The organism is Stenotrophomonas sp. YJH_SMC_138, assembly GCF_059369855.1.
Map to the genome: position 1 here is coordinate 271810 of NZ_JCAFTB010000003.1, position 26333 is coordinate 298142.

Genomic DNA, 26333 nt, shown 5'->3' on the forward strand with positions numbered 1-26333 from the left:
ATGACGCACTTCCTGCCGCGCCGGTTGCCACGCCCGCGCCTGCACGGCAGGCGTACGGCTGGACTGTCGTTGCTGGAAATGCTGCTGGTGATCGCATTGATCGCGGCGATCGGCCTGATCACCGCCGCCGGCCTGTCGCGCGGGTTCGCCGGCATGCAGCTGCGCAGCGCCGGCAAGGACATCGCCAGCCAGCTGCGCATGGTGCGCGCGCAGGCGATCGCCCGCGGCGAACCGCAGCGCTTCGTGATCGAACCGGCACGGCGCCGCTGGGAGGGGGCCAACCAGCGCCACGGTGAGGTGCCGGCACAGCTGCAGGTGCAGTTCGAAGGTGCCGCACAGCTGGCCACCGCGGCGGGGCAGGGCGTGATCGAGTTCCATCCCGATGGTGGCTCCAGCGGCGGCCGTATCCGGTTGCAGCGCGACGGTGCCGAATGGCGCGTCGACGTCGGCTGGCTGACCGGCGAGGTCCGCTCCGGCCCCTGGCGGGCGCAATGAAGCGGCGCGCGCGTGGCTTCACCCTGCTGGAAGTGATCATCGCTTTCGCCCTGCTGGGCCTGGCGTTGACCCTGCTGCTGGGCAGCCTGTCCGGTGGCGCGAAGCAGGTACGTGACGCCGAGCTGCGCACGCGTGCGGTGCTGCATGCACAGTCGTTGCTGGCCCAGGCCGGTGTCGACGCGCCGCTGCAGGTGGGCAGCCAGCAGGGTGACTGGGAACAGGGGCGCTATCACTGGGAGCTGCAGGTCCAGCCGTGGGTCGAGCCACGCGCCGGCAACGTCGTGCAGGCCACGTCAGCGGGCACCCCATGGCTGGCCGAGCTGCAGCTGCGGGTGCGCTGGGGCGACAGCGAGCGCGAACAACTGCACTGGCGCAGCCTGCGCCTGTTGCCGCCCGACCTGGAGAACGCGCGATGAAGCGGCGCGCCGCGGGCTTCACCCTGGTCGAAGTGATGCTGGCCACCGTGCTGCTGGCCGGCGGCCTGGCACTGGCCTTTGCCAGCGTGCGCTCGGCGATGGCGGTCAGCCAGCGCGGCGAGCAGATCGCCGCTGAAAGTGAACGCATGCGCGCGGTCGAGTCGTTGCTGCGCAGGCAGCTGGCGGGTGCACTGCGCATTCCGCTGGAGGCCCCGGACCCCACCCGCGAACCCATCTTCTTCCAGGGCGAGGAGCAACGCATGCTGTTCGCCGCCGACCTGCCCGGTTACCTCGGCCGTGGCGGCCCCTACCTGCACGCGCTGCAGGTGGACGGACGCGGTGGCCAACAGCGCCTGCTGCTGGACCTCGTGCTGCTGCAGGAAGGCGAGCGCATCGCCGAGAATCCGCCGCGCCCGCCGGAGGTGCTGGTGGACAACCTGAAGTCGGTGCAGCTGCGCTATCGCGGCATCGATGCCAGCACCGGGCAGGTGACCGACTGGCTGCCGCGCTGGGATGACACCCGCCGCCTGCCGATGCTGGTGGAAATCCAGATCGTGCCATCCCGGGGCGCGCCGTGGCCGCCACTGGTGGTGGCGCTGCGTGCCGGTGGCAGTGGAGGCACGCGATGAGCCGTCAGCGCGGGGCGGCATTGGTGCTGGTGCTGTGGCTGATCGCATTGATGACGGCGCTGGTCGGTGCGTTCGCGCTGAGCGCACGGGTCGAGCACCTGCAGCAGCGCGTGCTGGATGACGATGCACGCGGGCAGGAACGTGCGCGCGCCGGCCTCGAATATGCCCTCATGCGCCTGTCAGCCGATCCGCAACGGGCGCCCTGGCGTGCCGATGGCCGTACCTACCGCTGGCAGTTCGACGACGCCAGCATCGAGATCAAGGTGCTGGACGAGAACGGCAAGATCAACCTGAACCTGGCCGACGCCGCACTGCTGACCGCCTTCCTCAAGGCGCTGGGCGAAGACGATGCACAGGCCCGGCAGTTGGCCGGCGCCATCATCGACTGGCGCGACGAGGACAGCCTGCTGCAACCGGGCGGTGGCGCCGAAGCGCCGGACTACGCCGCAGCCGGATTGCCCTACGGCCCACGCAACAAGCGCTTCGAGACCCTGGGCGAGCTGCAGCGGGTCCTGGGCATGCGCGGCCCCCTGTACCGGGCGATGCTGCCGCACCTGACCCTCTACAGCCGCCAGGCACGGCCGGATCCGCAGTTCGCCAGCGCGCCGGTGCTGACCGCGCTGGGCCTGGATGCGGACAGTGTGATGGCGCAGCGCGCACAGCAGGAGCGTGATGCAGATTCCGCTGGCGGCACGACAACGCTTGCCAGCAGCAGCGGCACCTATAGTATCGAGTCCGGTGCCATCGACGGCAGTGGACGCAGGTCGGTGTTGCAGGCAGTGGTACGCAGTGGCTCGGGCGGGGTTCCCGGGCGGACTTACACAGTGCTTCGCTGGGAGCAGGGAATGACAGCAAGATGACGGCGTGGCAGGACAGTCTGCGGCAGGTGCAGGGCCGGATCGGCCCGGGCGCCGGCCGTTTCCTGCGCTGGTGGCGGCAGTCGCTGCTGGCCTGGGTGCCGGTGCGCTGGCAATGGGCATTGGGCTGGGGCCAGGCACGCCTGCTGCTGCAGCACGAGGGCGACCAGCTGCAGGTCTGGCGTGAAGCCGGCGAACGCCGCGAAGCGGTAGCGCGCCTGCCGTGGCCGCTGTCGCCGGTGGAGCTGGACCGCGTGCTGGAGCCTCGCCTGCGTACTCTGCCGCGGGTGTGGCTGCTGCCGGCGACGGACGTCCTGCGGCGTAGCCTGCGCCTGCCCGCTGCAGCGGCCGACCGCCTGCGCGCCGTGGTCGGTTTCGAGATCGACCGGCAGACCCCGTTCGAATCATCCCAGGTCAGTTATGACGTGCGTGAGCTCGGCGCGGGCGGCGAGGGCCAGCTGCAGGTCGAACTGGTGGCGTGGCCATTGCGGCAGCTGGACGCATGGCGCACCAGTGTGGGCCCATGGGCCGATGCGCTGGCGGGCGTCGATGCCATCGATGCGCAGGGCAACGTGCTGCAGGTGAACCTGCTGCCGCCCGCACAGCGCCAACTGCGGCCAGACCCGATGCGACGCTGGAACCTGCTTCTGGCAGTGGCTGCCGTCGTGATGCTGGTACTGGCCGCGGTGCAGCTGCTCGACAACCGCCAGGCCGCCGCCGATGAGCTGCGTGCACAGGTCGAACGCAGCGCGCGCAGTGCTCGAGGTGTGGCCAGCGAACGCGCGCAGCTGCAGGCGCTGATCGATGGCGCCGCATTCCTGGAGAAGCAGCGCAGCCAGCGCGCCGGCACCGTTGAAATCTGGAACGAACTGACCCGGCGCCTGCCGGAAGGTACCTACCTGGAGAAGCTGGCGATCGAGAACAACAACCTGCAGCTGATCGGCCTGAGCCGCGAGGCGTCGCAGCTGGTGCAGCTGCTGCAGGACGCACCGCAGTGGCGCAAGGTCAACCTGACCGGGGTGCTGCAGGCCGATGGCGCGGCCAGTGGCCGCGACCGCTTCACCATGACCGCCGAACTGCAGCCGTTGCCGGCCGCCGCACCAACCCTGGAGGCGGCCGATGCCGATGCCAAGCGCACGCCGTGACCGCTGGCTGGCGCTGGCACTGCTGCTGGCAGTGCTGGGCCTGGCCTATCTGCTGCTGGTGCACCCCTGGTTCACCCAGCCGCTGCGTGCGATCGATGCCGATGTCGCCGCCCTGCGCGAACGCGAGTCGCGCGTGCAGGCGCAGCTGCAGCAGCAGCCGCAGATCGAACAGCGCCTTCGCGCTACCCGCGAGGCACTGCAGCAGCGGCCAGGCTTCCTGCGCGAAGCCACTGCCGAAGCTGCCGCCGCTGCATTGGGCGCCCGGCTGCAGGATGCGGTGGCGATGGCCAGCCCGGGCAACCGCAGCTGCACCATCAGCAACCGCACGCCGCTGACCGACAACCGGCGCGACGCCGAGTTCGTGCGCGTCGCCATGCAGGTGCGCCTGCGCTGCGGGGTGGCCGAACTGGCCACCGTGCTGCACAGCCTGGAAACCGGCAGCCCTCGCCTGTTCGTCGACAACCTCAACCTGATCGCGCAGCGCTTCCAGCAATCACCGAACGAATCGGGGCTGGGCCTGGACGTGTCCTTCGAGCTGGCCGGCTATCTGCTGCCGGGCGCTGCCGCCGATGGCACGGTTCCGGCGCCCGCTGCGACACCGGCACCGTCCGCGTCGCCGGCCGAGGCCGCACCTGCGCCGCAGCCGGCGCCCCCGTCCGAAGGGCAGGAGGTGGCCGATGAAGCTTGAGCAGATCAGCCTGCGTACCGGCTTCCTGCTGGCGCTGGCCGGGTGGGCGGCCGCCGTCTGGCTGGCGACCGGCTTCGGGCTGGGCAGCCAGCTGCCGGGTGCCGGCGGTGATGCCGACGCCGCGCCATCGCTGCCATCGCTGCCGCCGCTGGCGGCCGAGCGCATGGCCAGCGCCGACAGCTACAGCGCGATCGGTGAGCGCCCGTTGTTCGCCGAAGACCGCAGGCCGCGGCCTTATCTGCTGGGTGGCAGCGAACCGGCGGCCAGCGCCGCGTTGCGCCTCACCGGTGTGCTGCTGACCGGCGATTTCGGCATGGCCACGTTTACCACCGAACAGAACCGCTCGCTGCGCCTGCGCCTCAACGGCGAAGCCGTGGATGGCTGGCAGCTGGTGGCGCTGCAGCCGCGCCAGGCGACGGTGATCGGCCCCGGTGGCAACCAGGTCCTGGAACTGGCGGTGTTCAACGGCCAGGGCGGTGAGCCGCCGACGGTGCTGCGCGGTGCCAACGGCGCACCGCCTGCAGGTGCGATCGTGGTGCCGCCCTCGGCGGGCGCTCCGCCGGCGCCGCCACCGCCCGCGGCAATCCCATCGCCGTCGCCCGCTGGCAATGCACCAGCGCCTGCGGCGGCCGCTGCAACAACCCCACCGGCCAACAACAACGGTCCCAGTGAAGCGCAGATGCAGGCCATCCGCGAGCGCATCCAGGCCCGCCGCCGCCAGCTGCAGCAACAGCAGCAACAACCGTCGCCGCCCCCGGGCGATGGCACCAACCGATAGAGTGAATGCATGAACCTGCGTTTTCTTCCCTGGTCCTTTGCCCTCGCGCTGCTGGTCGGCTGCAGTACGGTGTCCGCGCCGCACGTGCAGCGCAACGGCAATCTGTCGCCCAGCGCCGACGCCGGCCAGGCGGCCGATGTCGCTGCCGATGCCGCCCGTGAAAGCCAGGGGGCACCGCAGGCGGTGATCCGCCGCGGCACCGGCGCCATGATCAACCGCGAGGCCGCGCGTGCGCCGGCACCGGCGCTGCACGGTGCCAGTACCGGCGAGGCGACCTTCAACTTCGAAGGCGAATCGCTGCATGCGGTGGTCAAGGCCATCCTTGGTGACATGCTTGGCCAGAACTACGTGATCGCACCAGGCGTGCAGGGCACGGTCACCCTGGCCACGCCCAAGCCGGTATCGCCGGCGCAGGCACTGAACCTGCTGGAGATGGTGCTGGGCTGGAACAACGCGCGGATGGTCTACAGCGGTGGGCGCTACAACATCGTCGCCGCCGACCAGGCGCTGGCCGGCACGGTCGCGCCAAGCACGGCACCCGCGGCCAGCGCGCGCGGCTTCGAAGTCCGCGTGGTCCCGCTGCAGTTCATCTCCGCCACCGAAATGAAGAAGGTGCTGGAGCCGTACGCGCGCCCCAATGCCATCGTCAACGTGGACAGTGGCCGCAACGTGATCACCCTGGGGGGTACCCGCGCGGAACTGGAAAACTACCTGCGCACCGTCGAGATCTTCGACGTCGACTGGTTGTCGGGCATGTCGGTGGGCGTGTTCCCGATCCAGTCGGGCAAGGCCGAGCAGGTCGCGGCCGACCTGGAAAAGGTGTTCGGCGAAGAGAGCAAGACGCCCAGCGCCGGCATGTTCCGTTTCCTGCCGCTGGAGAATGCCAACGCCGTGCTGGTGATCACGCCGCAGGTGCGCTACCTGGACCAGATCCAGCAGTGGCTGGATCGCATCGACACCGCTGGTGGCAGCGCCCGCCTGTTCTCCTACGAGCTGCGCTACATCAAGGCGCGCGACCTGGCCGAGCGCCTCAGCGAGGCCTTCGCCAGCAGTGGCAACCGCGGCGGCTCCAGCCCGGCCTCGCTGGCACCGGGCGCCATTCCGTCGCAGCTGGGCGGCGACGGCGACCGTGGCATGGACAACAGCAGCAGCAACCTGGGTTCGACGCTGGGCGGAACCAGTGGTAGTGGCAGTGGCAGCAGCAATGGCAGCCTGAACCTGCCGCAGCGCCAGCCCGGCAACGTCAGTGTCAGCCTGGAAGTGGAGGGCGACCGCGTCGGCGTGTCGGCGGTGGAGGAAACCAACACCCTGCTGGTGCGCTCGACGCCGCAGGCGTGGCGCTCGATCCGCGAGGTGATCGAGAAGCTGGACGTGATGCCGCTGCAGGTACACATCGAGGCACAGGTGGCCGAAGTCGCGCTGACCGGTGACCTGAAGTACGGCGTGAACTGGTTCTTCGACAATGCCGTGGCTGGTCGCGCGCTCACCGGAGCCCTGGCGGGCCTGACCCTGCCGCCGGCTGCAGGTGGTTCGTGGAACACTTTCGCCGGCGGCGTCACCGGCAATGACGGTGTGGGCTGGGCCTTCACCGGCCACAACGCGGCCGCGGTGGTCAGTGCACTGGACAAGGTGACCGACCTGCGCCTGCTGCAGACGCCGTCGGTGTTCGTCCGCAACAACGCCGAGGCCACGCTCAACGTCGGCGACAAGGTGCCGATCAACACAACCACGGTGAACACCGGCGTGGGCACCAGCACCTACAGCTCGGTGCAGTACATCGACACCGGCGTGATCCTGAAGGTGCGCCCGCGCGTGACCCGCGACGGCACCGTGTTCCTGGACATCGTGCAGGAAGTCAGCAGCGCCTCGGACGTGCCGGAGGCCTGCAACCCGACCGAGCGCAACTGCAACCCGCGCATCTCGACCAAGAAGCTGTCCACCGAAGCGGCGGTGCAGAGCGGTGACACCATCATGCTGGCGGGCCTGATCACCGATTCGGCCACCGACGGCAGCAGCGGCATCCCGGGGTTGAGCAGGATTCCGGTGGTCGGTGCGTTGTTCGGGCAGAAGACCCGCACCAGCCGTCGTTCGGAAGTGATCGTGCTGCTGACCCCGACCATCGTCCGCAACAGCCAGGAATCGCGCAACCTGACCGACGAGTACAGCAAGCGCTTCCGCGCGATGGAGCCGCTGAACCAGCCGCGCGCGAAGAAGTAAGGGGTTACGGCCGGGCGGCGCCCGGCACCCGCCGAGGCCGGAGCAACGGCAACGGCCAAAGCGAAAGCAACAGCAACAGCAACAGCGGGTTTACTGAGGGAGGGTGGGTCGGGGTGGGGTGGCAGGACACGCCGTAAACCCGTCCCTGGGGGCTCGACGGCGCCATCCATGGCGCCAACGGTCCTGCCACCCCACGCCGACCCACCTCTGACAGACTCCCGCGGCTGTTGGTAGGTGTCGACCTTGGTCGACACGATCCACGCCATGCGTGGATGACTGTCTGTCAGATTTCGAAATCAGAAAATGGGGTCAGATCCGTTTTCCTCTGGAAAACGGATCTGACCCCAGGCTTTGCCGACAGATCGCAGAAATCTGTCGAAGGCGGGGTGGGTCCGGTTGCGGGGGCGTGAGCCGCATGGATGCGGAGACCGAGCTTACATGGACGTACTTGCAGCGTCCCCCGCAACCGGACCCACCCCGCCATCCCCCAGGAACCCGCTCTGGCTGTTGCTTCGGCTTCAGCTCCAGCCTCCGCGGGTGCCGGGTGCAACCCGGCCGATACCCTCCCGGTGCTACGCTGTGGCCACCGACAACCACGGAGGCGGGATGGGGGCGATCGTGTTGTTGCCGCTGTGCGTGGACGATGCCGCACTCGACCGCTGCCTGGCCGCGCTGGATGCCGGCACGGCGCCAGGGACCGCGGTCTGGTTGGCCGATGACGCACAGACCGGGCCACGCGCGCAGGCGGTGGTGGAACACTGGCTGGCGCATACGCCGCTGCAGGCCGAGTACACCCGGCGCGCGCGGCCACTGGGCGAAGTCGCCCATCTGGACGAGATGCTGCGCGCCTGCGATGGCCTGGACGTGGCCGTGCTGGCGCCGGACAGCGTGCCATCACCCGGCTGGTTGCAGCAGTTGCAGGATGCCTTCGCCCGCGATGCCGCGATCGCCACCGCAACCCCCTGGTGCAATGCCGGCGAGACCGCCGCGTGGCCACGGCTGGGCGAGATCAATCCCGAGCCGCAGGACCCGGTCCTGCTGGCGCACACCTGCGCGACGCTGCCGACGCTGCACCCGGAGCTGCCATCGGCGGTCACCCACGCGGTGCTGGTGCGGGGCAACGCGCGCCGTCGCGCCGGCGGCCTGGACATAGACAGCTACGCTGGCTGGAACGCGGCACTGGTCGACCTCAGCCTGCGCATGGCCGGCCTTGGCTGGCGCAACGTGCTGTGCGAGACCGCCTTCGTCAGCCGGGCAGGGGAGGCGGTCAGCCGCGATGGCGATCTGGAGGCCCTGGCCGCGCGCTGGCCGGCCTGGGTACCGCGGCTGGCCGATTTCCTGATGCACGACCCGCTGCACGGGCTGCGCGCCGACCTGCAGCAGCGCATGCGGCAGGCGATAATGCCGAAGGAACAGGGCGACCTGTTCGTCCCGTCAGTGCCGGAGCCACCCGTTTGAATGTTGCCATCGCCGCCATCGTCGTCACTTACCAGAGTGGCAGCACCATCGATGCCTGCCTCTCGCGCCTGCGCCAGGCGCAGGATGTGGCCGAGATCCGGGTGATCGACAATGGTTCGCTGGATGGCACCCTGGACATCGTGCAGCGGCATGCCAGCCACGATCCACGCGTGCGCTTCGTCGGCAACCCGGACAATCCCGGCTTCGCCGCCGCCAACAACCAGGGCGTGGCCGACTCGCACAGCCCGTGGCTGGCCTTCATCAACCCGGACCTGATGGTCGAGCCGGACACGCTGGCCGAACTGCGCTCCCGCGCCGAAGCGCTGGGCGACTGCCTGCTGGGCGTTGAACAGGTGGACGAGCATGGCCATGCCGACGAGGCGGTGCGCCGCCGCGACCCGGATTTCCTGAGGATGCTGCGTTCGCCCGGCAAGGGCTCGAAGCTGGCGGTTCCGCGTGAGCCGCACCAGGCACTGCAGCGGGTGCCGGCACTGTCCGGCGCACTGCTGATGATGCCGCGCGCGCTGTTCGACCGTATCGGTGGCTGGGACGCGGGCTATCGCCTGCACGCCGAGGACCTGGACCTGTGCCGGCGCGCGCGCGAAGCCGGCGCGGTGGTAGCGATCGCCAACGACCTGCAGGTTACCCATGTGCGCGGTGTCTCCAGCCGCTCGCGGCCGTTCTTCGTGGAATGGCACAAGCACAGGGGGCTGTGGCGCTACTTCCAGAAGTTCGAGGCCAGGCAGCGTTCGCTGCCGGTGCGCGCGGCGGTATGGGCTGCGATCTGGGTGCATGCGCTGATGCTGGTGCCGCGCCTGCTGCGCAGGTCGTTGTAGAGCCGAGCCCACGCTCGGCTGCATGGAAAGGGTCATCCACGCAATGGTGTGGCTCCACTCGCCGCGCCCACGGTTCACTCCGCCGGGCGCATAATCCGCCCCATGCCTATCATCCAGTCCCTGCTCGACACCGACCTGTACAAGTTCACCATGATGCAGGCGGTGCTCCACCAGCACCCCGGCGCCCAGGTGCAGTACCGGTTCAAGTGCCGCACCCCCGGCATCGACCTGGCAAGCTACATCGCCCAGATCGATGAGGAAATCGACCACCTGTGCAGCCTGCGTTTCAGCGACGCGGAACTGGACTACATGCGTGGCCTGCGCTTCGTGAAGCCGGACTTCGCCGATTTCCTCGGCCTGTTCCATCTGGACCGCAAGTACATCCAGCTGCGTGCGTCGACGGCCGTGCCCGGCGAGATCGAGCTGGACATCACCGGCCCGTGGCTGCACACCATCCTGTTCGAAGTGCCGCTGCTGGCGATCATCAACGAAGTCTGGTTCCGCAACACCACCACGGCCGACTTCGCCGAAGGCGAGCGCCGCCTGCAGGCGAAGGCCGCGCTGCTGCGCGATACCCCCGGTTTCGAGCACTGCCGCATCGCCGACTACGGCAGCCGCCGCCGCTACTCGCGTGACTGGCATGCCCGCCTGCTGCCGCTGCTGCGCGACGCGCTCGGCCCGCAGCTGGTCGGTACCAGCAACGTCCACTTCGCGCGCCTGTATGGCATGACCCCGCACGGCACCATGGCCCACGAGTACCTGCAGGCGTTCCAGGCGCTCGGCCCGCGCCTGCGTGATTCGCAGGTGGCAGCACTGGAATCGTGGGCGCGCGAGTACCGCGGCGATCTTGGCATCGCGCTGTCCGACGTGGTCGGCCTGGACGCGTTCCTGCGCGACTTCGACATGTATTTCTGCAAGCTGTTCGACGGTGTGCGCCATGACTCCGGCGATCCGTTCGACTGGGGCGACCGCATGCTGGCGCATTTCCAGCAGCGCCGGGTCGATCCGCGCAGCAAGGTGCTGGTGTTCAGCGATGGGCTCGACATCGCCAAGGTGATGCGGCTGTACGACTACTTCCGCGGTCGCTGCCAGGTCGCGTTCGGCGTTGGCACCCACCTGACCAATGACCTCGGCCCGACGCCGCTCAACATCGTCATCAAGATGGTCCGCTGCAACGGCCAGCCGGTGGCCAAGCTCAGCGATTCGCCGGGCAAGAGCATGTGCGACGACCCGGGTTACCTGGCCTACCTGCGCCAGGTGTTCGAATTGCCGCAGCCGGAGTAATACCGGCCTGCAGGGCTTACAGGTAGTCGACGACCACCAGGTAGGCGCCCTGCAGCGGCTGCTGCTTCGAAGCCTGCACGCTGTAGCGCTCGGAGAAGGCGATATCGCCGGCGCGCATCGCGCTGGCCGACACCGACAGCTTCTGGCCCTGGCGCTTGCCGTCACGCAGCGTCGCCGCCTGGCCATCGGCCAGTGCCGTCACGGCCACCGTCGAACCCTTGGCCGACGGCGGGCAGGCCGCCAGGCTCAGCTCACCCTGGGACAGGTTCGTCGTGCAGCCCGGCTCGGCGATACGGCCGCTGAAACGGATGCTGCCGCTGCTGGCCTGGGCCAGCGCACTGACGGACATCAGGGCCACGCACAGCAGAATGGAGTTCCTCATGACACGTTCTCTGGTTCGGTGTGTCCTAGTTAGCGACAGGATCGATCAACCTTTAATAGGACGATTCCGAATTTGCTAGGGCCATCACCAAGAAAGAGTGATGCGCATCAAAGAAGCCAAATTCCCCCTGAAAAATGCCTGTTTCCGCGCGTGCCGAACGCGTCGCGCAATGCGACATCCCCAGTCGTTTGTAGCGTGACCGGGCCCCGCGTCAAATCCCCCGCACCCCGAGGCTGTGATTTCGCCTAGCACGTCACATTTAATGCGTCAATGAATTGGCGTTCAGAAAAATAATGAGACTTTCATCACAGTTGCGCCTATACTTGCGTCACGGATTCAGGGAGAGGTATGTCCGAGTCCGGCCACAGGTGAGACGCAAGGATGGGTCTTGTTAGCCCGGCAGTGCTCCTTGCTTCCTCCTCTACTTCTCATCTCTTCAGTAGGGTTAGGTAAAAGCGAATGCACAAGATGAACCTCATTGCCGCTCTGATGCTGGCCGCCGCTCCGCTGGCCGCCAACGCCGCCGACGGCACCATCACCTTCAATGGCAAGGTGACCGACAAGACCTGCACCATCTCGACCCCGGGCGGCAAGGACTTCGCCGTGACCCTGCCGACCGTGTCCAAGAACACCCTGGCCACCGCCGGTGCCGTTGCGGGCCGTACCCCGTTCGCCATCAACCTGACCAAGTGCAGCGCCGGCAACGTCGCCACCTACTTCGAGCCGGGTTCGACCGTCGACTTCAACAGCGGCCGCCTGGTCAACCAGGCCTCGGCCAACGCTGCCACCAACGTGCAGCTGCAGCTGCTGGGCTCGAACAACCAGTTCCTGCCGATCAAGGCTGCCGGCGCTGGCCTGGCGCAGACCAACTCGCAGTGGGTCACCGTCGGCACCGACGGCTCGGCCGATCTGAACTACTACGCTGAGTACTACGCCACTGCCGCCGCCACCCCGGGCGACGTCACCAGCAGCGTCAAGTACACGATCATCTACAACTGATCGTCGTCGTACCCGCACTGGCCGGCGTACGCGCCGGCCAGTGCTTCGCGGCCCCTGGCCACACCCCTCGAGCGTAGTACTTCCGATGAAAGCAATCTTTCCCCGGGCGCTGCTGCTGGCAGCGTTCACGCTGCCCTTCTGCCAGAACGCTCTGGCCGGCGTGGTGGTCAACGGCACGCGAGTGATCTATCCGGCGCAGGCGCGCGAAGTGACCGTGCAGGTCGACAACGTGGGCGATTCGCCGGCGCTGGTCCAGGCCTGGATCGACAGCGGCGACGCCAACCAGACCGCCGACAACAGCGACGCCCCGTTTGTACTGACGCCGCCGATCGCGCGTGTCGAGCCGGGCCGCAGCCAGGCGCTGCGCGTGATCTTCTCCGGTGCGCAGCTGCCGACCGACCGTGAGTCGGTGTTCTGGCTCAACGTGCTGGATGTGCCGCCGTCGCCCGACAACGCCGACAGCGGCGACCAGAATTACCTGCAGGTCGCGTTCCGTTCGCGCCTGAAACTGTTCTACCGGCCGCAGGGCCTGAAGGGCGTCGCCAACGACGCGCCGGCAGCGTTGCGCTGGACCCGCACGGGCGATCGCCTGCGGGTGGAAAACCCCAGCCCCTTCCACGTCACGCTGGCCGAAGTGCATGCCGTGACCGGCAGCAGCGAGAAGACCGTCGAGGACAAGGGCGCCATGGTCGCGCCGAAGCAGAGCCTGGAGTTCACCGCACCGGCGGGCTCCGACCAGGTGCGCTTCATCACCATCAACGATTACGGCGGTCGGGTGGAGCACACGGTCCGCCTCGGCAGTACCGGGGGCTGAACGCGCCGCGCCGGCCATGGGCCTGCGCATCCCGCCACCGCCGCCGTGCGGCGAATTGAAGGAATGTCAGTGTGATCGGAAACAGATTGACATTGTCGATCCACCAGGCGATCTGCCTGCTGGTTGCTGGCGTGGCCTGCCCAGGATGGGCGATGGCTGCGCCGGCCAATCTCGGCGAACAGGCGCTGATGGCGCAGAGCGGTGCGGCCAATGCGCGTGCACCCGAGTCGGCCCAGTTCAACTCCAGCTTCCTCTCCGGCCAGGCCAAGCAGGTCGACCTGGCCTCCTTCACCAATGGCAACCCGATGGTGGCTGGCACCTACCGTGTCGACGTCTACGTCAACGGTGGCTGGCAGGGCCGTCGCGATCTGCAGTTCAAGGCCGATGAGCAGGGCCGCGTCGACGCCTGCCTGCCGCTGCCGATGCTGGAAGAAATGGGTGTGGACAGCGAGGCCGTGCTGCTGCAGCAGGACCCGACGCTGCCGACCGACACGAACAGCTGCGTGCCGGTACAGCGGCGCATGGCCAATGCCTATGGCATCTATGACAGCGGCAACCTGCGCTACGACCTCAGCATCCCGCAGGTGTTCCTGCGCCGTGAGGCGCGCGGCTACGTCAATCCGTCGCTGTGGGACCGCGGCATCAACGCTGGCTTCGTCGGCTACAGCTTCAACGCCATCGACAGCGACAGCCGTGTTGAAGGGGGGCAGCGCAATCGCAGCGCCTACCTCGGCCTCAACGCCGGCCTGAACCTGGGAGGCTGGCAGTTCCGCCACGATTCCAACCTGACCTGGTCCGAAGGCAACGGCCGCCACTGGCAGAGCATTGCCACCTATGCGCAGCGCGGCATCCCGCAGGTGCGCGGCATGCTCACCATTGGTGAGGCCTACACCACGGGCGAGCTGTTCGATTCGATCGGCTACCGGGGTGCCAGCCTGGCCAGCGACGACCGCATGCTGCCCGATTCGCTGCGCGGTTACGCGCCGGTCGTGCGCGGTATTGCCGAAACCAACGCGCGCATCGAAGTGCGCCAGAACCAGCAGCTGATCTACTCCTCCACCGTATCGCCGGGCAGCTTCGTCATCGACGACCTGTACCCGACCGGCTACGGCGGCGACCTGGAAGTGAGCGTGATCGAGGCCGACGGCCGCCGCCGCGAATTCAAGGTGCCGTTCGGTTCTGTGCCGCAGATGCTGCGCGAAGGCGTGTCGCGCTACTCGCTGACCGCCGGCCAGGTGCGCAACAAGCTGCTGGCCGATGAGCCGTGGCTGGTGCAGGGTACCTACCAGCGTGGCATCGGCAACCAGTTGACCCTGTACGGCGGCAGCGCGCTGAGCGAAGGCTACCTGTCGCTGCTGTACGGTGTCGGCCTGTCCACGCGCGTCGGTGCCTTCGCTGCCGACGTCACCCATGCACGGACCTCGTTCGACCACTACGGCAGCCATACCGGCGCCAGTGTGCGGCTGAGCTACAGCAACATGATCGGCGAGACCGGGACCAACCTGACCCTGGCCGCCTACCGCTACTCCACTGAAGGCTTCTACAGCCTGCAGGACGCGCTGTATGGCCGTGATTCGGACAAGCGCGGCATCGATCCGACCACCCGTGGCCGTCAGCGCAGCCAGTTCCAGGTAACGCTGAACCAGCCGCTGGGCCGACGTGGCGGTGCGCTGTACGTGACCGGCTCGGTGCGTGACTTCTACGACCGTTCCGGCACCTCCAAGCAGTACCAGGTGGGCTACAACAACGCCTGGCGCTCGGTGAACTACGGCTTCTCGGCGCTGCGCACCGAAGAAGGCGTGCTCGGCCGTTCCGATACCCAGTACCTGCTGTCGATGAGCGTGCCGCTGGGCCGGGGCACCCACCCGGTGTCGTTCAGCGCCGACCTTGGCGCGCGCGACCGCGGTGGCTACGACAACAGCCGCGTCGGCATCACCGGTTCGGCCGGCGTCGACAACAACTTCAGCTACGGCGTGGCCCTGTCCGATTCCCGCGAGGGTGGCACCACTGCGGTCGGCAATGCCGAGTACCGCAGCCGCTACTCGGCGTTGAACGCCACCTACAGCCACTCGCGTGATTTCCGCCAGGCGTCGGTCGGTGCCAACGGCAGCGTGGTCGTGCATCCGGGCGGCTTCACCTTCACCCCGCAGCGCGGCGACACCATGGTGCTGGTCGAAGCGCCGGGCGCGCGCGATGCGATCGTCAGCAACGCGCCGGGCCTGCGCGTCGATGGCCGCGGCTACGCCGTGGTGCCGTACGTGTCGCCGTACCGCCTCAACACCGTCACCCTCGATCCGCAGGGCATGGCCCACGACGTCGAACTGGAAAGCACCAGCCAGTCCATCGCGCCGTTCGCCGGTGCCATCAGCTACCTGCGCTTCGACACCCGCAAGGGCAACGCGCTGCTGATCCAGGTGCGCAACGCCGATGGCCGCAGCATGCCGTTCGGTGCGCAGGTCAAGGACGAACAGGGCCAGCCGGTCGGCATGGTCAGCCAGGGCGGCCGCCTGTACGTGCGCAGCGAGAAGAACCAGGGCCAGTTGCAGGTCGAGTGGGGCGCCGGTGCCGACCAGCGCTGCACCATTGATTACCAGGTACCGGCGGGCGCCGATGCGTCCAAGACCGGCTTCATCCCGCTGGAGGCAGCATGCCGATGATTTCTTCCCGTGGCCGCCAGGCGCTGGCCGCGCTGGCCGTACTGGGCGGCGTGCTGCTGGCGCAGCAGGCCAGCGCCGCCTGCCGCATCCAGAACAGCTGGTTCATCGCCCAGGACGTGACCATGGACATGGGCCAGATCGTGATCCTGCCCAGCACCCCGGTCGGCGGCGTGATCAAGGAAATCAGTGAACCGATCACCCAGCAGAACAGCGTTGCCCGCTGCGATTCCTGGACTGGCGGTCGTTCGATCGGTGAGTACGTCAACGCAGCGCAGAAGCGCCCCGTGGCCGGCTTCTCGAACGTCTATGAAACCGATGTGGCAGGCGTCGGCATCCGCCTGTACCGCGATTCGGGTGCGATCCAGACCTACTACCCGCACTCGATCAACTTCGGTGGCGGTTCCGTGGTCAGCCTCATCGGTGGCCAGTTCCGCATCCAGCTGATCAAGACCGCTGCGCAGACCGGTTCGGGCGTGATCGCGCCGAACGGCCGCTTCACCAACTACTACTTCGACGGCGATGGCCCCGGGCGCCCGGTACTGACCTCGACGTTCAAGGGCTCGGGCACCACCGTGGTCAGTCCGACCTGTGAAGTGCAGGCCGGCAGCCGCAACATTGCCGTCGATTTCGGCAGCGTGCCCAACACCACCTTCACTGGTGTCGGCTCCAAGGCCGTTGATCGCGACTTCGAGATCCGCCTGAACTGCCAGGGCAGCAACGTTGCCGCCTACCAGAGCAAGATCGGCATCCGCCTCGATGCCGACCAGGACAGCTCGAACATGCCGGGCGTGCTGAAGCTGAGCGCGGCCAGCAACAGTGCCACCCGCATCGGCATCCAGATGGTCCAGCGCGATGGCAGCACCGAGCGTGAAGTGCGCTTCGGCCAGACCATCAACGTTGGCACCACCGCGCCGGGTACCAGCGTCATGGCGCTGCCGCTGCGCGCGCGCTACGTGCAGACCCAGGCCGGTACGGTGGGCGCGGGTGTCGCAAACGGCCAGGCCACGTTCACCATCCAGTACGAGTAAGGCCGCCCCGGCGGCTGCCCCTGCTGCGTTCCGCCGCAACGTCGCCCGGCTCACGGGCGGCGTTGACTGCGTCTTGATCCTGCAACGATGAAGATCGATGCCACGACGCGCATACAGACGCCTTAGTGTGATGTATGTCGCGAATTTGGAGTTTCCTCATGAGGTGACCGTCTCCTGCCTGCGGGTGCTGGACGGCAACGCCGAAAGGATCCAGACGTGGCTACTGCTGCTTGCCCCCTTCCGCGCCGGCTTTCGGGAGCGCTCCGGTGAAGGTCCTGTCGGTGTTCGGCACGCGACCGGAAGCCATCAAGATGGGGCCGCTGGTGCGCGCCCTGGCACACGCTGCGGATATCGAATCGGTGGTCTGCATCACAGGGCAGCACCGGGCGATGCTCGACCAGGTGATGGCGCTGTTCGAGATCACCGCCGACCATGACCTCGATGTCATGGTGCCCAACCAGACCCTCAATGGCCTGTGTTCCAGGCTGTTCGAACGGCTTGACGCGCTCTACACGCAGGTCCGCCCCGACTACGTGCTGGTGCATGGCGATACCACCACGGCGATGACCGCGGCCCTGGCCGCGTTCCATCACCGCATCCCGATCGGCCATGTCGAGGCCGGCCTGCGCACCGGCGACATCCACCGGCCGTGGCCGGAGGAGATGAACCGGCGGGTGATCGATGTGGTCGGCCATCAGTTGTATGCACCCACTCCCGGCTCGCGCGCCAACCTGGCCCGTGAGCACCTGGGCGGGCAGATCCTGGTCACCGGCAACACCGTCATCGATGCCCTGCAGCAGACCGTGCAGCGGCTGGATGCCGATCCGGCACTGCGTGCGCAGGCCGACGAACCCTTCCATATGCTCGACCCCGGCCGCCGGCTGCTGCTGGTCACCGGCCATCGCCGCGAGAGTTTCGGCCAGGGCTTCGAGGACATCTGCCGTGCGCTGGCCGAGCTGGCACGGCGGCCGGACCTGCAGGTGCTGTACCCGGTGCACCTCAACCCGAACGTGCAGGGCCCGGTCAATGCCCACCTCGGCAACCTCGACAACGTGCACCTGGTGCCACCGCAGGATTACCTGCGCTTCGTGCGCCTGATGCAGCGCGCCGACGTCATCCTCACCGACTCCGGTGGCGTGCAGGAAGAAGCCCCGGCGCTGGCCAAACCGGTGCTGGTGATGCGCGATGTCACCGAACGGCCGGAGGCGGTCGAAGCCGGTGTGGTCACGCTGGTCGGCACCACGCCCTCGCGCATCGTCGATGCGGTCAACGCGGTGTTGGCACGCCCCCCGCAGCCGGCCCGCTTCGACCCCGATGCCAGCCCGTACGGGGATGGCCGCGCCAGCGCCCGCATCGTCGCCGCCCTGCGCGGTGCGCCCCTTCCCGAATTCTCGCCCGGCGTCCGCAGCAGCGGCGCCGTCCACCCCATCCACGCGAAGTGACGCCATGACCCAGACCGGCCGCTCTTCCCTGTTTGCATCCGCCGCTGCGTTCGTCCTGTCGGGCGTGGTTGGCAGTGCCCATGCCGCCGACAGCGTCGCCGGCCAGTTCACCGAATGGAGCAGCGACAGCACGGTGAACCGGCAGATGACCCTGCGCGAACTCGGTTTCCGCCAGCCACTGGTGCTGAGCGGGCAGGAGAGCCAGCGCGAGGTCTACCTGCCGGTGCCGGCCGGTGTGGCCACCCGCGACGCGCAGCTGCAGCTGGATGGGCGCTATGTGCGCGGCCACGCCGGGCGCACCTCGGGCCTGTGGTCGGTCGATGGCGACCCGATCGCGGCGCGTTCGATCACCGATGCCCAGGGCGATGCCAGCCAGCTGCTGGCCATCGATGGCGAACCCCGCCAGAGCGGCTTCGTACGGGTCGGCGTCGGCTGGTGGTCGATCGTGTCCGATTACCAGTGCGCCGACCAGAGTGCGCCGGCCAATGTGCTGCGGCTGTCGCCGGACTCGCGTTTCAGCTACCGCTTCGACGGCCGCGCCGTGGATACCGTTGCCAAGGCGTGGGGGGCGCTGCCACCGCGGGTGCGCCTGCTGGTGGATGGCAAGGCGCTGCAGGCACCGGCCTACGATGCGGCCTGGCGCATCGGTACCGCGTTGCAGGCCGGGGGCAAACAGGTGCAGGTGGTGGCCCTGCCCAAGGTCGGTGACAGCGTTGACCTCGCCGGTATCAGCATCCCGGCCAGCCTGCAGGGCGTGCCGGCCTACGCCGCGCTGGCCACGGGTGAGCGCGCGCATGCGATCAGGGATCTGGCCGAAGTCGGCGCGCTGCTGTCATTGCGCGACAGCGGGCCGTTGGCCGCCGATGTGATGATCGGCAGCGATGCACTGCGCGCCGGCGTGCGTGCGGCGCTGGATGCGCTGGCCGTACAGGTCGGCGCGGCGGGGGCCGATGCGGGCACCGCGTTCGCCGCGTGGCGCGGTACCGACATGGGCGGCCTGGAAAAGCCCGCCGCCAACGCGTCGGTCAGCGTGGTGGCCGTGGCCGGGCGTCCGACGCTGGTGGTCGACCCGGCGGCGGCGGGCAAGGTCGCCGGGCTGCTCGCCGAGCAGTGGCGCAGCTATGCACTGGGCCGAAGCCTGCAGGTCAGTGCAGCGGGCACGCCCAGACTGGACGGTGACCAGGTACTGCTGAGCCGGCTCGGCAACATCGCTGGCACCATGGATGTGGTGACCCGCGCCGACCGCAGCGCCAGCTTCGACCTCGGCGCACTGTCGGCCGATGGCCGCCTGCCTGAGCAGGTGGTGATCGATGTCTCGGCGGCCCCCAACGCGGCCGGGCAGGGCGCGGTCGCCACGATCTACCTCAACGATTACCTGCTGGGTGGCAAGCTGCTGTCGGCCAACGGCCAGCCGCAACGGCTGGTGGCCAAGGTGCCGGCCTACGCGCTGTCGGCACGCAACGAGATCCGTGTCAGCTTCCTGCGCCAGCCGGCGCGTCCCTACTGCCACGATCCGGCCACGGGCTATCCGGTCTCGATCCTGCCCAGCAGCCACCTGACCTTGGCCAAGCGTTCGCTGGGCAGTGACTTCGTGGGTGCCAGCAGCCAGCTGTCGCGCGGCAACCAAGTGTTCGTGCCCGGCACCTGGCTGCAGGATGCGCCGGCCTCGCTGGGCAAGGTCATCGCGGTGACCAGCGCAGTGGGCGCATCGCCGGAGGCATCGGAACTGAAGGTGGTCGAAGCCGGTGCCGTGGTCAGCCCGGGCGCGCCGTGGCTGGCGTTCGGCGTGGCGCCATCCGGTGTCGATGTGGCCGGCCTGAAGGATGGCCACCTGCTGATCGGCGGCAAGCCGCAACCGCTGCTGGATGTGAGCGGGCTGGATCGTGCCGCGGTGGTGCAGGTGGGGTCGTCCGGTGGCCAGCTGGGCGTTGTTTACAGCGACCTCGGTGCGCAGTCACCGCCGTTCGGCGCCCCATTCCGTTTGCTGCGGGGCGATCTCGCCGTGCTCGACGGCAGTGATGCCGTGCGCGAATTCGACCGCCAGGATCCCTACGGCACGCGTATCGCGCAGGATGGCAACCCGCAATCGAAGTGGGAACGGCACATGGTCTGGCTGCTGCTGCTGGTCGGCGTGATCGTGTTCGCGCTGCTGGCCGCCCGCGTCACCCAGGTGCGCCGCCGCAAGTCCGCCAACACAGGGCACTGATCCACCGTGGACGGTCTGTTCTGGAACATCCAGCTGGCCAACTACTACGCCGCCCTGGAAACCACGGCGGCGGCGGTGGCCGTGCTGATCCTGATCTCCAGCCTCGATGACCTGTTCATCGATGTCTGGTACTGGGTACGCGAGAGCTGGCGCGCGCTCACGATCAAGCGCCGCGATGCCTACCGGCCGCTGACCCAGGACGACCTGCTGCAGCGCCCGCAGCAGCCGCTGGCGATCATGGTGCCGGCGTGGATGGAGTACGACGTCATCGCGCAGATGGTGGAGAACATGATCAACGTGCTCGATTACCGCGAGTACGTCGTGTTCGTCGGCACCTATCCCAACGACCAGCAGACCATCGATGAGGTCGAGCGCATGCGTCGCCGCTACAAGCGCCTGCGCCGCGTGGAAGTGCCGCACGACGGGCCGACCAGCAAGGCCGACTGCCTGAACTGGCTGATCCTGGCGATCTTCGACTACGAGAAGCGCCACGACATCGAGTTCGCCGGGGTGATCCTGCACGATAGCGAGGACGTGCTGCATCCGATGGAACTGCGCTTCTACAACTACCTGCTGCCGCGCAAGGACATGATCCAGCTGCCGGTCACCTCGCTGGACCGCGAGTGGTATGAGCTGGTTGCCGGTGTCTACATGGACGAATTCGCCGAATGGCACGCCAAGGATCTGGTCGTGCGTGAAAGTGTTTCCGGCATGGTGCCATCGGCGGGCGTCGGTACCTGCTTTTCGCGGCGCGCGCTGCTGGCGCTGAGCGCGCAGACCGACAACCAGCCCTTCAACACCGACAGCCTCACCGAGGACTATGACGTCGGTGCGCGGTTGGCGGCGATGGGCATGCAGTCGATCTTCGCCCGCTTCCCGGTGCAGTTCCGCGTGCGTCGCCCGTCCTGGTTCGGCTGGGGGCCGGTGCGCGAGCGCACCCAGCAGATGGCGCTGTGCGTGCGCGAGTACTTCCCCGACAACTTCCGTGCCTCGTACCGGCAGAAGGCGCGCTGGGTGCTGGGCATCGGCCTGCAGAGCTGGGAGTCGCTGGGCTGGCGCGGCTCGCTGGCCACCAAGTACCTGCTGGCGCGCGACCGCAAGGGCATCATCACCTCGTTCGTCAGCATCATTGCCTACCTCATCTTCCTGCAGCTGCTGCTGTTCTGGCTGCTGAAGATGTCCGGGGTGTGGACGATGCAGTTTCCCAGCGTGTTCCAGGCCGGCACCTGGCAGATGACGGTGGCGCTGCTGACCACCGCAGCGCTGGCCACCCGCGTCGTGCAGCGCTTCTATTTCGTCAACCGGCTGTACGGCTGGGAGCATGCCTTGATGTCGATCCCGCGGATGGTGGTCGGCAACATGATCAACTTCATGGCCACCGCCCGCGCGTGGAAGGTGTTCCTGGCCTACCTGCTGTTCGGCAAGCGCATGGTCTGGGACAAGACCATGCACGACTTCCCGGACGCGGCGCAGCTGGTGCAGACGCGCAAGCAGCTCGGCGAACTGTTGACCACCTGGCAGGCGGTGGAGCCGGAGCGCCTGCAGCAGGCACTGGAGCAGCAGCAGGCAGGTCGCCAGCAACCGCTGGGCCGCATCCTGCTCACCCAGGGCTGGTTGGATGATGAAACGCTGGCCGAGGCCATCGCCTTCCAGGGTGACCTGCCACGCGCGGTGATCGACGTGGACTACCTGCGCGCCTGCCAGTTCCCGATCAGTGCCGATGCCTGCGTGCAATGGCGCATGCTGCCGCTGCCGCCGCGCCAGGAAGGCACCCTGCGGCTGGCCGTGGCCAGCCCGCTGCCCGAAGACGCGTTGGCCCTGCTGAAGCAGGAAACGCGCAGCAACCACATTGAACAGAGCATCGCCCGCGAAAGCGAGATCAACGCCGGCCTGCGGCTGATCGGTGGCGACCGGCAATGGCAGCTGGACACCGTGCCCCTGCTGGGCGACCTGCTGGTGGAAATGCGCCTGATCGACCACGCACGCTTCGAGATCGCACTGGACGACTACATGCCGCAGCGCGACGGCCGCATCGGCGACTACCTGGTCAAGCAGGGCATCACCACCGAAGAGGCCGTGGCCCAGGCCATGCAGGAGCAGCGCCGGCGTGCGGCCACGCTGCAGTCACCGCCTCCCGGAGCCTTGCCGGCATGAAGACCACGCTGCTGTCCACCGTCATCACCGTGGCATTGGCCACGGCCGCCGCGCCGGTGCTGGCACAGACCGATGCAGCACTGCCGTTGTCCGGTGCGGCCTACCGCGTCGCCGAGCAGGCGTTTGCCGCCTATGAGCGCGGTGACTACCCTGCGGCTTACCGGCAGTCCACCGAAGCGATCCGGCTGCGCCCGGACGTGGTGCGGCTGCGCCTGTTGCAGATCTACGCGCTGCAGAAACTGGGCCGGCCGGCGGAGGCCCAGCAGCAGGCACGTCGTGCACTGGATGCGGGGTTGAAGGATCCGGCGTTGCCGGCGCTGGCCGCTGCCACCGCTGCGCGCAGCACGCCTCCGGATGCCAGGAGCGGGCGCGCACCCTCCCCACCGCGCGTGGCTGGCAGCGGCGCAGACCGCGCCAGGCAGCAGGCCTACGCGCTGGCCACCGACGCCTACGCCGCTTATGACGCCGGGCGGATGGGAGAGGCAGCCAGCAAGGCCGAGCAGGCCTTCCGGCAGCAGCCAACGCAGGGCGCCTGGGCGATGCTGTGGGTGGCCGCGCTGGAGGCACAGCAGCAGCCCGAACAGGCCGACGCCGCCATTGCCACCGCGCTGCAGCTGGGCGCGCCGAATGTCGAGGCATTGCGCGCACAGCGCGTGGCGCTGGATCGACAGCGTGCGCTGCTGCAGGCCCAGAAGGCGTACCGGTCGCTGTCCACGCAGGATGATGCCGCGGCCGTTGCGCAGGCACGTGCCGCTGTCGAGCTGGCACCGGAGGTGGCGACGTACCGGTTGCTGCTGATTACCGCGCAGCTGCAGCAGGGGCAGCTGGCCGACGCCGAGCGCAGTGCCGACCAGGCGTTGCAGGCCGACGGCCAGGATCTCAATGCGCGGGTGATGCGCGGCTACCTGCGCCAGCGCCAGGGCAACAGCCTGCTCGCCAACGAGGACTTCGACGCCGCGCTCGCCATGCCGGGCTCAACGACGCAGCAGCGCAACGTGCGCCTGCTGGCGGTGGATGCGGCCCTGGCCGCTGGGGATCGCGCACGTGCGGCTGCACTGCTGGCGCCGCTGCGCGCGGCATTGCCAGCAGATGCCAGCGATGCACGCGCGCAGCAGCTGCTGCAGCAGGGCATCGAGCAGCGCGCCAAGGCGGTCCGTTCCAGTCGCGAGCGTCCGCGCATGAGCGCGCAGACCTATCCGGCGCCGTTCCAGCACTGCCAGTCTGGCGACAGCGGCAACCGTTGCGAGTTGATGCCGGCCGACCTGCAGGGCGACGGTGGTGCCGCACAGCGTGCCTACGCGGCCTACGCGCGCCGGGACTATGCCGAGGCCATCGGCGAGGCGCGGCAGGCCGTGCAGCTCGCACCGGACGACGCGAGCCTGCAGGGGCTGCTGACCACCACGCTGGCGGCAGGCAACCGCAGCCAGCAGGACGAAGCACGGCAGCGCCTGGATGCGGCGCTGGCACAGCGCCCTGACGATGCGGAGGCGCTGATGCAGCGCGGCTACCTCAACCAGAAGGCGCACGAGCCGGCGCGCGCACTGGCCGACTTCCGTGCCGCCGAGGCCACCGGCAGGGCACCAAAGGGCGTGGTGCTTGACCAGGCCTACGCCAGCGCGGCCAACGGCGATCACCCGCAGGCGGTGACCCTGCTGCGGACGGCCATTGATCGTGCCGATGCCGGTGAGCTGCGACTGGATGCGCACCAGCGCCACAACGTGCGCAATGCCATCGCCAACTATTCGCGCGAGTGGGGCGTGATCGCCTCGGCCGGCTTCCGTAGCGCGCGCCAGGCGGCGACCAATGTCGGCGGCGCGGCGATCAGTACGCCGGGTGATTCGGTGTTCAGCACGCTTGAAGCGTTCTGGCGCCCGCCGGCTTTCAATGACCAGCACGGCACGCTGGAGCTTTACGCGCGGCTGCTCAACACCCTGTACGACCAGGGTGGCACCTACGAGTCGATCCGCGCCGTGGACCCGTGCACCGGCGAATCGACGCCCGATGCACGCGCACGCGCCGAACGGCTCAGCCGCTCGCGGTCCACCACCGGCTGGCCGTCCACCATCGCCTCGTTCGGCCTGCGCTACGCCTTCGGCCAGACCGGCCTGAGCGCCGGCATCGAGCGTCGCCAGTTCCTCGGCAGCGCCACCCGCACGGGCGATGTCTACCCCGCTTCGGCGGTCGTGCAATGCAGCCTGCAGCTGGCCCGCAACCCGCCACTGGAAGCCAGCACACTGGCCCGCTACCGCCTGGCCAGCGGTTCCGGTGGCTGGATGTCCTACCTGACCTACGGCTATTACCACGGCACCGACCTGCGCACCGACGTCAACCAGTGGTGGATGGTCAGTGGCTACGCGCAGGGCGGTTACACGTGGGATGACAACAGCGCGCATTTCACCCTCGACGCACTCGATGCCAATGGCACGCCGGTGCGCCGGGTGGGCGATGCCAACGGGCGCCTGCATCGCGAACAGTGGTTCGCTGCCGGTGAACTGCGTGCCGGCCGCAGCTTCCGCTTTGGTGCCGGGCAGACCCACTGGGTGGTCACGCCGTATGTGGTGGTGGGGGCGGACTGGCTGGACCAGCGCTCGCGCGTGCGCGACATCCGCTACCCGCTGTTCCCGGCGCAGTCGTTCGCACTCAACGATACGCAGCGCAGCTGGTCACTCGGCGCAGGGCCGGGCGTGGGCGTGCGCTACTGGTTCCGCGAAGACCACTACAACACGCCGCGTTCCTACCTGGACCTGACCGTGCAGTACCGCTTCGCGATCGGCGGCGGTGATACGCAGCGCGCCAAGGGCCTGTTCGCGACCGCCATCCTCTCCTACTGAGGCAGGCCCCAACGTCGTCGCAGCGCCGCGGCCTGCGGCGTGTCCTGGGTCAGCCACGGCTCCAGTGCATAGACCAGCACGTGCTGCGCACCGCTGTCGTGCGCCCACGCCAGCTGCCGCTGGATGCGCGCGGCATCTGCGGTTTCGCCCTTGAACGCGCCGCCGTCGGCGGGGCTGCCGGGCAGTTCGCGGAACAGTTCGACGATCGCATCGAACCCGATGCCCTGTGCCCGGAAATGGCCGAGCAGCGGTTGCAGCTGCTGCACGTTGCCGGCGCCGGCCACCCCCACGCCGTCCTGCACCATCGGCCGCAGCGCGGCCCGTGCCAGCACCGCCTGCCACAGCGCGACCAGGTCGCCGTCGGTCTGCAGGCGGCTGAAGTAGCAGGAGATCGCACAGTCACCGCCGCGCGCGCTGGCGGCCTGCGCCAGCCCGTGCAGCCACTGCGCCAGCCATTGCTGGCGGGCCGGATCGGCCCAGTGGAACTGCTCCAGTTCGTAGGGCAGGTACCAGCCGCCGAAGGCGGGCTGCTGCGCCCACGGCGCCTGTGCCAACCAGCTGCGCGCGTGCGCCAGGCTGTCGGCCAGGAACGCCTGCAGCGTGGCGTCGTCGGCGCCGATGGCCTGCCACCAGCGTTGCTGGAAGGGCAGGCCAACGCGGATGCGGATGTCGTTCTCGCTGGCGGCGGTGAACAGCTGCTGCAGGTTGCTGTCCGGCAGCGACCAGTCGCCATCGCTGCCACCGACGATGCCGGTCCACTGCAGCACCAGCTGCCGGCAGCCCAGCGCGTGGGCAAGCTTCAACGAACGTTGCCAGTCGGCCGGGCCCCACTGCAGATGGCTGCGCCAGGGCTGCAGGAAGGTGCCATCCACCTGCACCGGCAGTGAACAGCCGGGCAGGGTGGCGAGCGTAGCGGCCAACGGCGCCAGCACTGCCGCGCGCAGCAACCGGCGGCGCAACGGCGAAGACGGATCCGTGGGAAGGTCGGGCCGAACCATGCCCGCATCATCCCAGAGC

20 protein-coding genes and 1 pseudogene are annotated in these 26333 nt (G+C 68.5%); 19 read left to right on the top strand and 2 right to left on the bottom strand.

Features of this window, described 5'->3' with window-relative positions; translation table 11 throughout:
• The 11 genes from xpsH to pncB all read left to right on the top strand — a co-directional run bounded on the left by xpsH (position 1) and on the right by pncB (position 10803).
• Entirely contained in the window at positions 1 to 495 is a 495-nt protein-coding gene (gene xpsH, locus AC5P7I_RS09345; protein WP_049404744.1) for a type II secretion system protein XpsH, read from the top strand.
• Positions 492 to 911 (top strand): type II secretion system protein XpsI, encoded by a 420-nt coding sequence (gene xpsI / locus AC5P7I_RS09350; RefSeq protein ID WP_032956500.1) that lies wholly within the window; start codon positions 492 to 494, stop codon positions 909 to 911. Before xpsH ends, xpsI begins: the two co-directional genes overlap by 4 nt.
• Entirely contained in the window at positions 908 to 1540 is a 633-nt protein-coding gene (locus AC5P7I_RS09355; RefSeq protein WP_262088339.1) for a type II secretion system protein J, read from the top strand. Before xpsI ends, AC5P7I_RS09355 begins: the two co-directional genes overlap by 4 nt.
• Positions 1537 to 2400: a type II secretion system minor pseudopilin gene (locus AC5P7I_RS09360; protein WP_049404739.1), complete on the top strand. Its 864-nt coding sequence runs from the start codon at positions 1537 to 1539 to the stop codon at positions 2398 to 2400. The genes AC5P7I_RS09355 and AC5P7I_RS09360 overlap by 4 nt, the downstream gene beginning before the upstream one ends.
• Entirely contained in the window at positions 2397 to 3542 is a 1146-nt protein-coding gene (locus AC5P7I_RS09365; RefSeq protein WP_262088338.1) for a PilN domain-containing protein, read from the top strand. Before AC5P7I_RS09360 ends, AC5P7I_RS09365 begins: the two co-directional genes overlap by 4 nt.
• Positions 3517 to 4230 carry a type II secretion system protein GspM gene (gene gspM / locus AC5P7I_RS09370; RefSeq protein ID WP_032957951.1) on the top strand — a complete coding sequence of 238 codons (714 nt, stop codon included), beginning with the start codon at positions 3517 to 3519 and terminating at the stop codon, positions 4228 to 4230. Before AC5P7I_RS09365 ends, gspM begins: the two co-directional genes overlap by 26 nt.
• Positions 4220 to 5008 (top strand): type II secretion system protein, XpsN-like, encoded by a 789-nt coding sequence (locus AC5P7I_RS09375; RefSeq protein ID WP_014645897.1) that lies wholly within the window; start codon positions 4220 to 4222, stop codon positions 5006 to 5008. The genes gspM and AC5P7I_RS09375 overlap by 11 nt, the downstream gene beginning before the upstream one ends.
• Positions 5009 to 5017: 9 nt before the next feature.
• Positions 5018 to 7225 (top strand): type II secretion system secretin GspD, encoded by a 2208-nt coding sequence (gspD, locus tag AC5P7I_RS09380; RefSeq protein ID WP_262088337.1) that lies wholly within the window; start codon positions 5018 to 5020, stop codon positions 7223 to 7225.
• A gap of 606 nt (positions 7226 to 7831) precedes the next feature.
• Positions 7832 to 8683 carry a glycosyltransferase family 2 protein gene (locus tag AC5P7I_RS09385; protein WP_049408712.1) on the top strand — a complete coding sequence of 284 codons (852 nt, stop codon included), beginning with the start codon at positions 7832 to 7834 and terminating at the stop codon, positions 8681 to 8683.
• Positions 8680 to 9519 (top strand): glycosyltransferase family 2 protein, encoded by an 840-nt coding sequence (locus AC5P7I_RS09390; RefSeq protein WP_032962463.1) that lies wholly within the window; start codon positions 8680 to 8682, stop codon positions 9517 to 9519. Before AC5P7I_RS09385 ends, AC5P7I_RS09390 begins: the two co-directional genes overlap by 4 nt.
• A gap of 102 nt (positions 9520 to 9621) precedes the next feature.
• Positions 9622 to 10803 carry a nicotinate phosphoribosyltransferase gene (pncB, locus tag AC5P7I_RS09395; RefSeq protein ID WP_014645901.1) on the top strand — a complete coding sequence of 394 codons (1182 nt, stop codon included), beginning with the start codon at positions 9622 to 9624 and terminating at the stop codon, positions 10801 to 10803.
• A 16-nt stretch (positions 10804 to 10819) separates the two neighbouring features.
• Here the strand turns inward: pncB and AC5P7I_RS09400 are convergent, their stop codons facing one another.
• On the bottom strand, positions 10820 to 11185 hold the full coding sequence (locus AC5P7I_RS09400; protein WP_014645902.1) for a hypothetical protein: 366 nt from the start codon (positions 11183 to 11185) through the stop codon (positions 10820 to 10822).
• Positions 11186 to 11644: 459 nt separating this feature from the next.
• On the opposite strand from AC5P7I_RS09400, the gene AC5P7I_RS09405 reads away from it, so the two are divergent.
• From AC5P7I_RS09405 to AC5P7I_RS09440, 8 genes and pseudogenes are all read left to right on the top strand, one after another.
• Positions 11645 to 12184: a fimbrial protein gene (locus tag AC5P7I_RS09405; protein ID WP_014645903.1), complete on the top strand. Its 540-nt coding sequence runs from the start codon at positions 11645 to 11647 to the stop codon at positions 12182 to 12184.
• Positions 12185 to 12269: 85 nt separating this feature from the next.
• Positions 12270 to 12998 carry a fimbrial biogenesis chaperone gene (locus AC5P7I_RS09410; protein WP_014645904.1) on the top strand — a complete coding sequence of 243 codons (729 nt, stop codon included), beginning with the start codon at positions 12270 to 12272 and terminating at the stop codon, positions 12996 to 12998.
• Positions 12999 to 13090: 92 nt separating this feature from the next.
• The gene (locus AC5P7I_RS09415) at positions 13091 to 15655 is read left to right on the top strand and encodes a fimbria/pilus outer membrane usher protein (RefSeq protein ID WP_197557177.1); all 2565 of its coding nucleotides are present in this window, start codon (positions 13091 to 13093) and stop codon (positions 15653 to 15655) included.
• On the top strand, positions 15646 to 16683 hold the full coding sequence (locus AC5P7I_RS09420; protein ID WP_032962457.1) for a fimbrial protein: 1038 nt from the start codon (positions 15646 to 15648) through the stop codon (positions 16681 to 16683). Before AC5P7I_RS09415 ends, AC5P7I_RS09420 begins: the two co-directional genes overlap by 10 nt.
• Positions 16684 to 16949: 266 nt before the next feature.
• A pseudogene (gene wecB / locus AC5P7I_RS09425) lies at positions 16950 to 18133 on the top strand (non-hydrolyzing UDP-N-acetylglucosamine 2-epimerase).
• A complete protein-coding gene (locus AC5P7I_RS09430) occupies positions 18130 to 20331 on the top strand; it encodes a cellulose biosynthesis cyclic di-GMP-binding regulatory protein BcsB (RefSeq protein ID WP_262088336.1) in 2202 nt (733 codons plus the stop codon). The pseudogene wecB and the gene AC5P7I_RS09430 overlap by 4 nt, the downstream one beginning before the upstream one ends.
• Positions 20332 to 20337: 6 nt before the next feature.
• Positions 20338 to 22485: a glycosyl transferase family protein gene (locus tag AC5P7I_RS09435; protein WP_262088335.1), complete on the top strand. Its 2148-nt coding sequence runs from the start codon at positions 20338 to 20340 to the stop codon at positions 22483 to 22485.
• Positions 22482 to 25316, top strand: coding sequence for an NfrA family protein (locus AC5P7I_RS09440; protein ID WP_262088334.1), 2835 nt, complete (start codon positions 22482 to 22484; stop codon positions 25314 to 25316). Before AC5P7I_RS09435 ends, AC5P7I_RS09440 begins: the two co-directional genes overlap by 4 nt.
• On the opposite strand, the gene AC5P7I_RS09445 is transcribed toward AC5P7I_RS09440, so the two are convergent.
• Positions 25310 to 26275, bottom strand: a complete 966-nt coding sequence (locus AC5P7I_RS09445) for a DUF4434 domain-containing protein (RefSeq protein ID WP_262088333.1) — start codon at positions 26273 to 26275, stop codon at positions 25310 to 25312. The two genes, AC5P7I_RS09440 and AC5P7I_RS09445, sit on opposite strands and share 7 nt — an antisense overlap.
• Positions 26276 to 26333 lie beyond the last annotated feature (58 nt).

Bases quoted from the DNA above. Each gene is read 5' to 3' on its own strand.
- xpsH (WP_049404744.1), top strand. From the start codon at position 1: ATGACGCACTTCCTGCCGCGCCGGTTGCCACGCCCGCGCCTGCACGGC.
- xpsI (WP_032956500.1), top strand. From the start codon at position 492: ATGAAGCGGCGCGCGCGTGGCTTCACCCTGCTGGAAGTGATCATCGCT.
- AC5P7I_RS09355 (WP_262088339.1), top strand. From the start codon at position 908: ATGAAGCGGCGCGCCGCGGGCTTCACCCTGGTCGAAGTGATGCTGGCC.
- AC5P7I_RS09360 (WP_049404739.1), top strand. From the start codon at position 1,537: ATGAGCCGTCAGCGCGGGGCGGCATTGGTGCTGGTGCTGTGGCTGATC.
- AC5P7I_RS09365 (WP_262088338.1), top strand. From the start codon at position 2,397: ATGACGGCGTGGCAGGACAGTCTGCGGCAGGTGCAGGGCCGGATCGGC.
- gspM (WP_032957951.1), top strand. From the start codon at position 3,517: ATGCCGATGCCAAGCGCACGCCGTGACCGCTGGCTGGCGCTGGCACTG.
- AC5P7I_RS09375 (WP_014645897.1), top strand. From the start codon at position 4,220: ATGAAGCTTGAGCAGATCAGCCTGCGTACCGGCTTCCTGCTGGCGCTG.
- gspD (WP_262088337.1), top strand. From the start codon at position 5,018: ATGAACCTGCGTTTTCTTCCCTGGTCCTTTGCCCTCGCGCTGCTGGTC.
- AC5P7I_RS09385 (WP_049408712.1), top strand. From the start codon at position 7,832: ATGGGGGCGATCGTGTTGTTGCCGCTGTGCGTGGACGATGCCGCACTC.
- pncB (WP_014645901.1), top strand. From the start codon at position 9,622: ATGCCTATCATCCAGTCCCTGCTCGACACCGACCTGTACAAGTTCACC.
- AC5P7I_RS09400 (WP_014645902.1), bottom strand. From the start codon at position 11,185: ATGAGGAACTCCATTCTGCTGTGCGTGGCCCTGATGTCCGTCAGTGCG.
- AC5P7I_RS09405 (WP_014645903.1), top strand. From the start codon at position 11,645: ATGCACAAGATGAACCTCATTGCCGCTCTGATGCTGGCCGCCGCTCCG.
- AC5P7I_RS09410 (WP_014645904.1), top strand. From the start codon at position 12,270: ATGAAAGCAATCTTTCCCCGGGCGCTGCTGCTGGCAGCGTTCACGCTG.
- AC5P7I_RS09420 (WP_032962457.1), top strand. From the start codon at position 15,646: ATGCCGATGATTTCTTCCCGTGGCCGCCAGGCGCTGGCCGCGCTGGCC.
- AC5P7I_RS09430 (WP_262088336.1), top strand. From the start codon at position 18,130: ATGACCCAGACCGGCCGCTCTTCCCTGTTTGCATCCGCCGCTGCGTTC.
- AC5P7I_RS09440 (WP_262088334.1), top strand. From the start codon at position 22,482: ATGAAGACCACGCTGCTGTCCACCGTCATCACCGTGGCATTGGCCACG.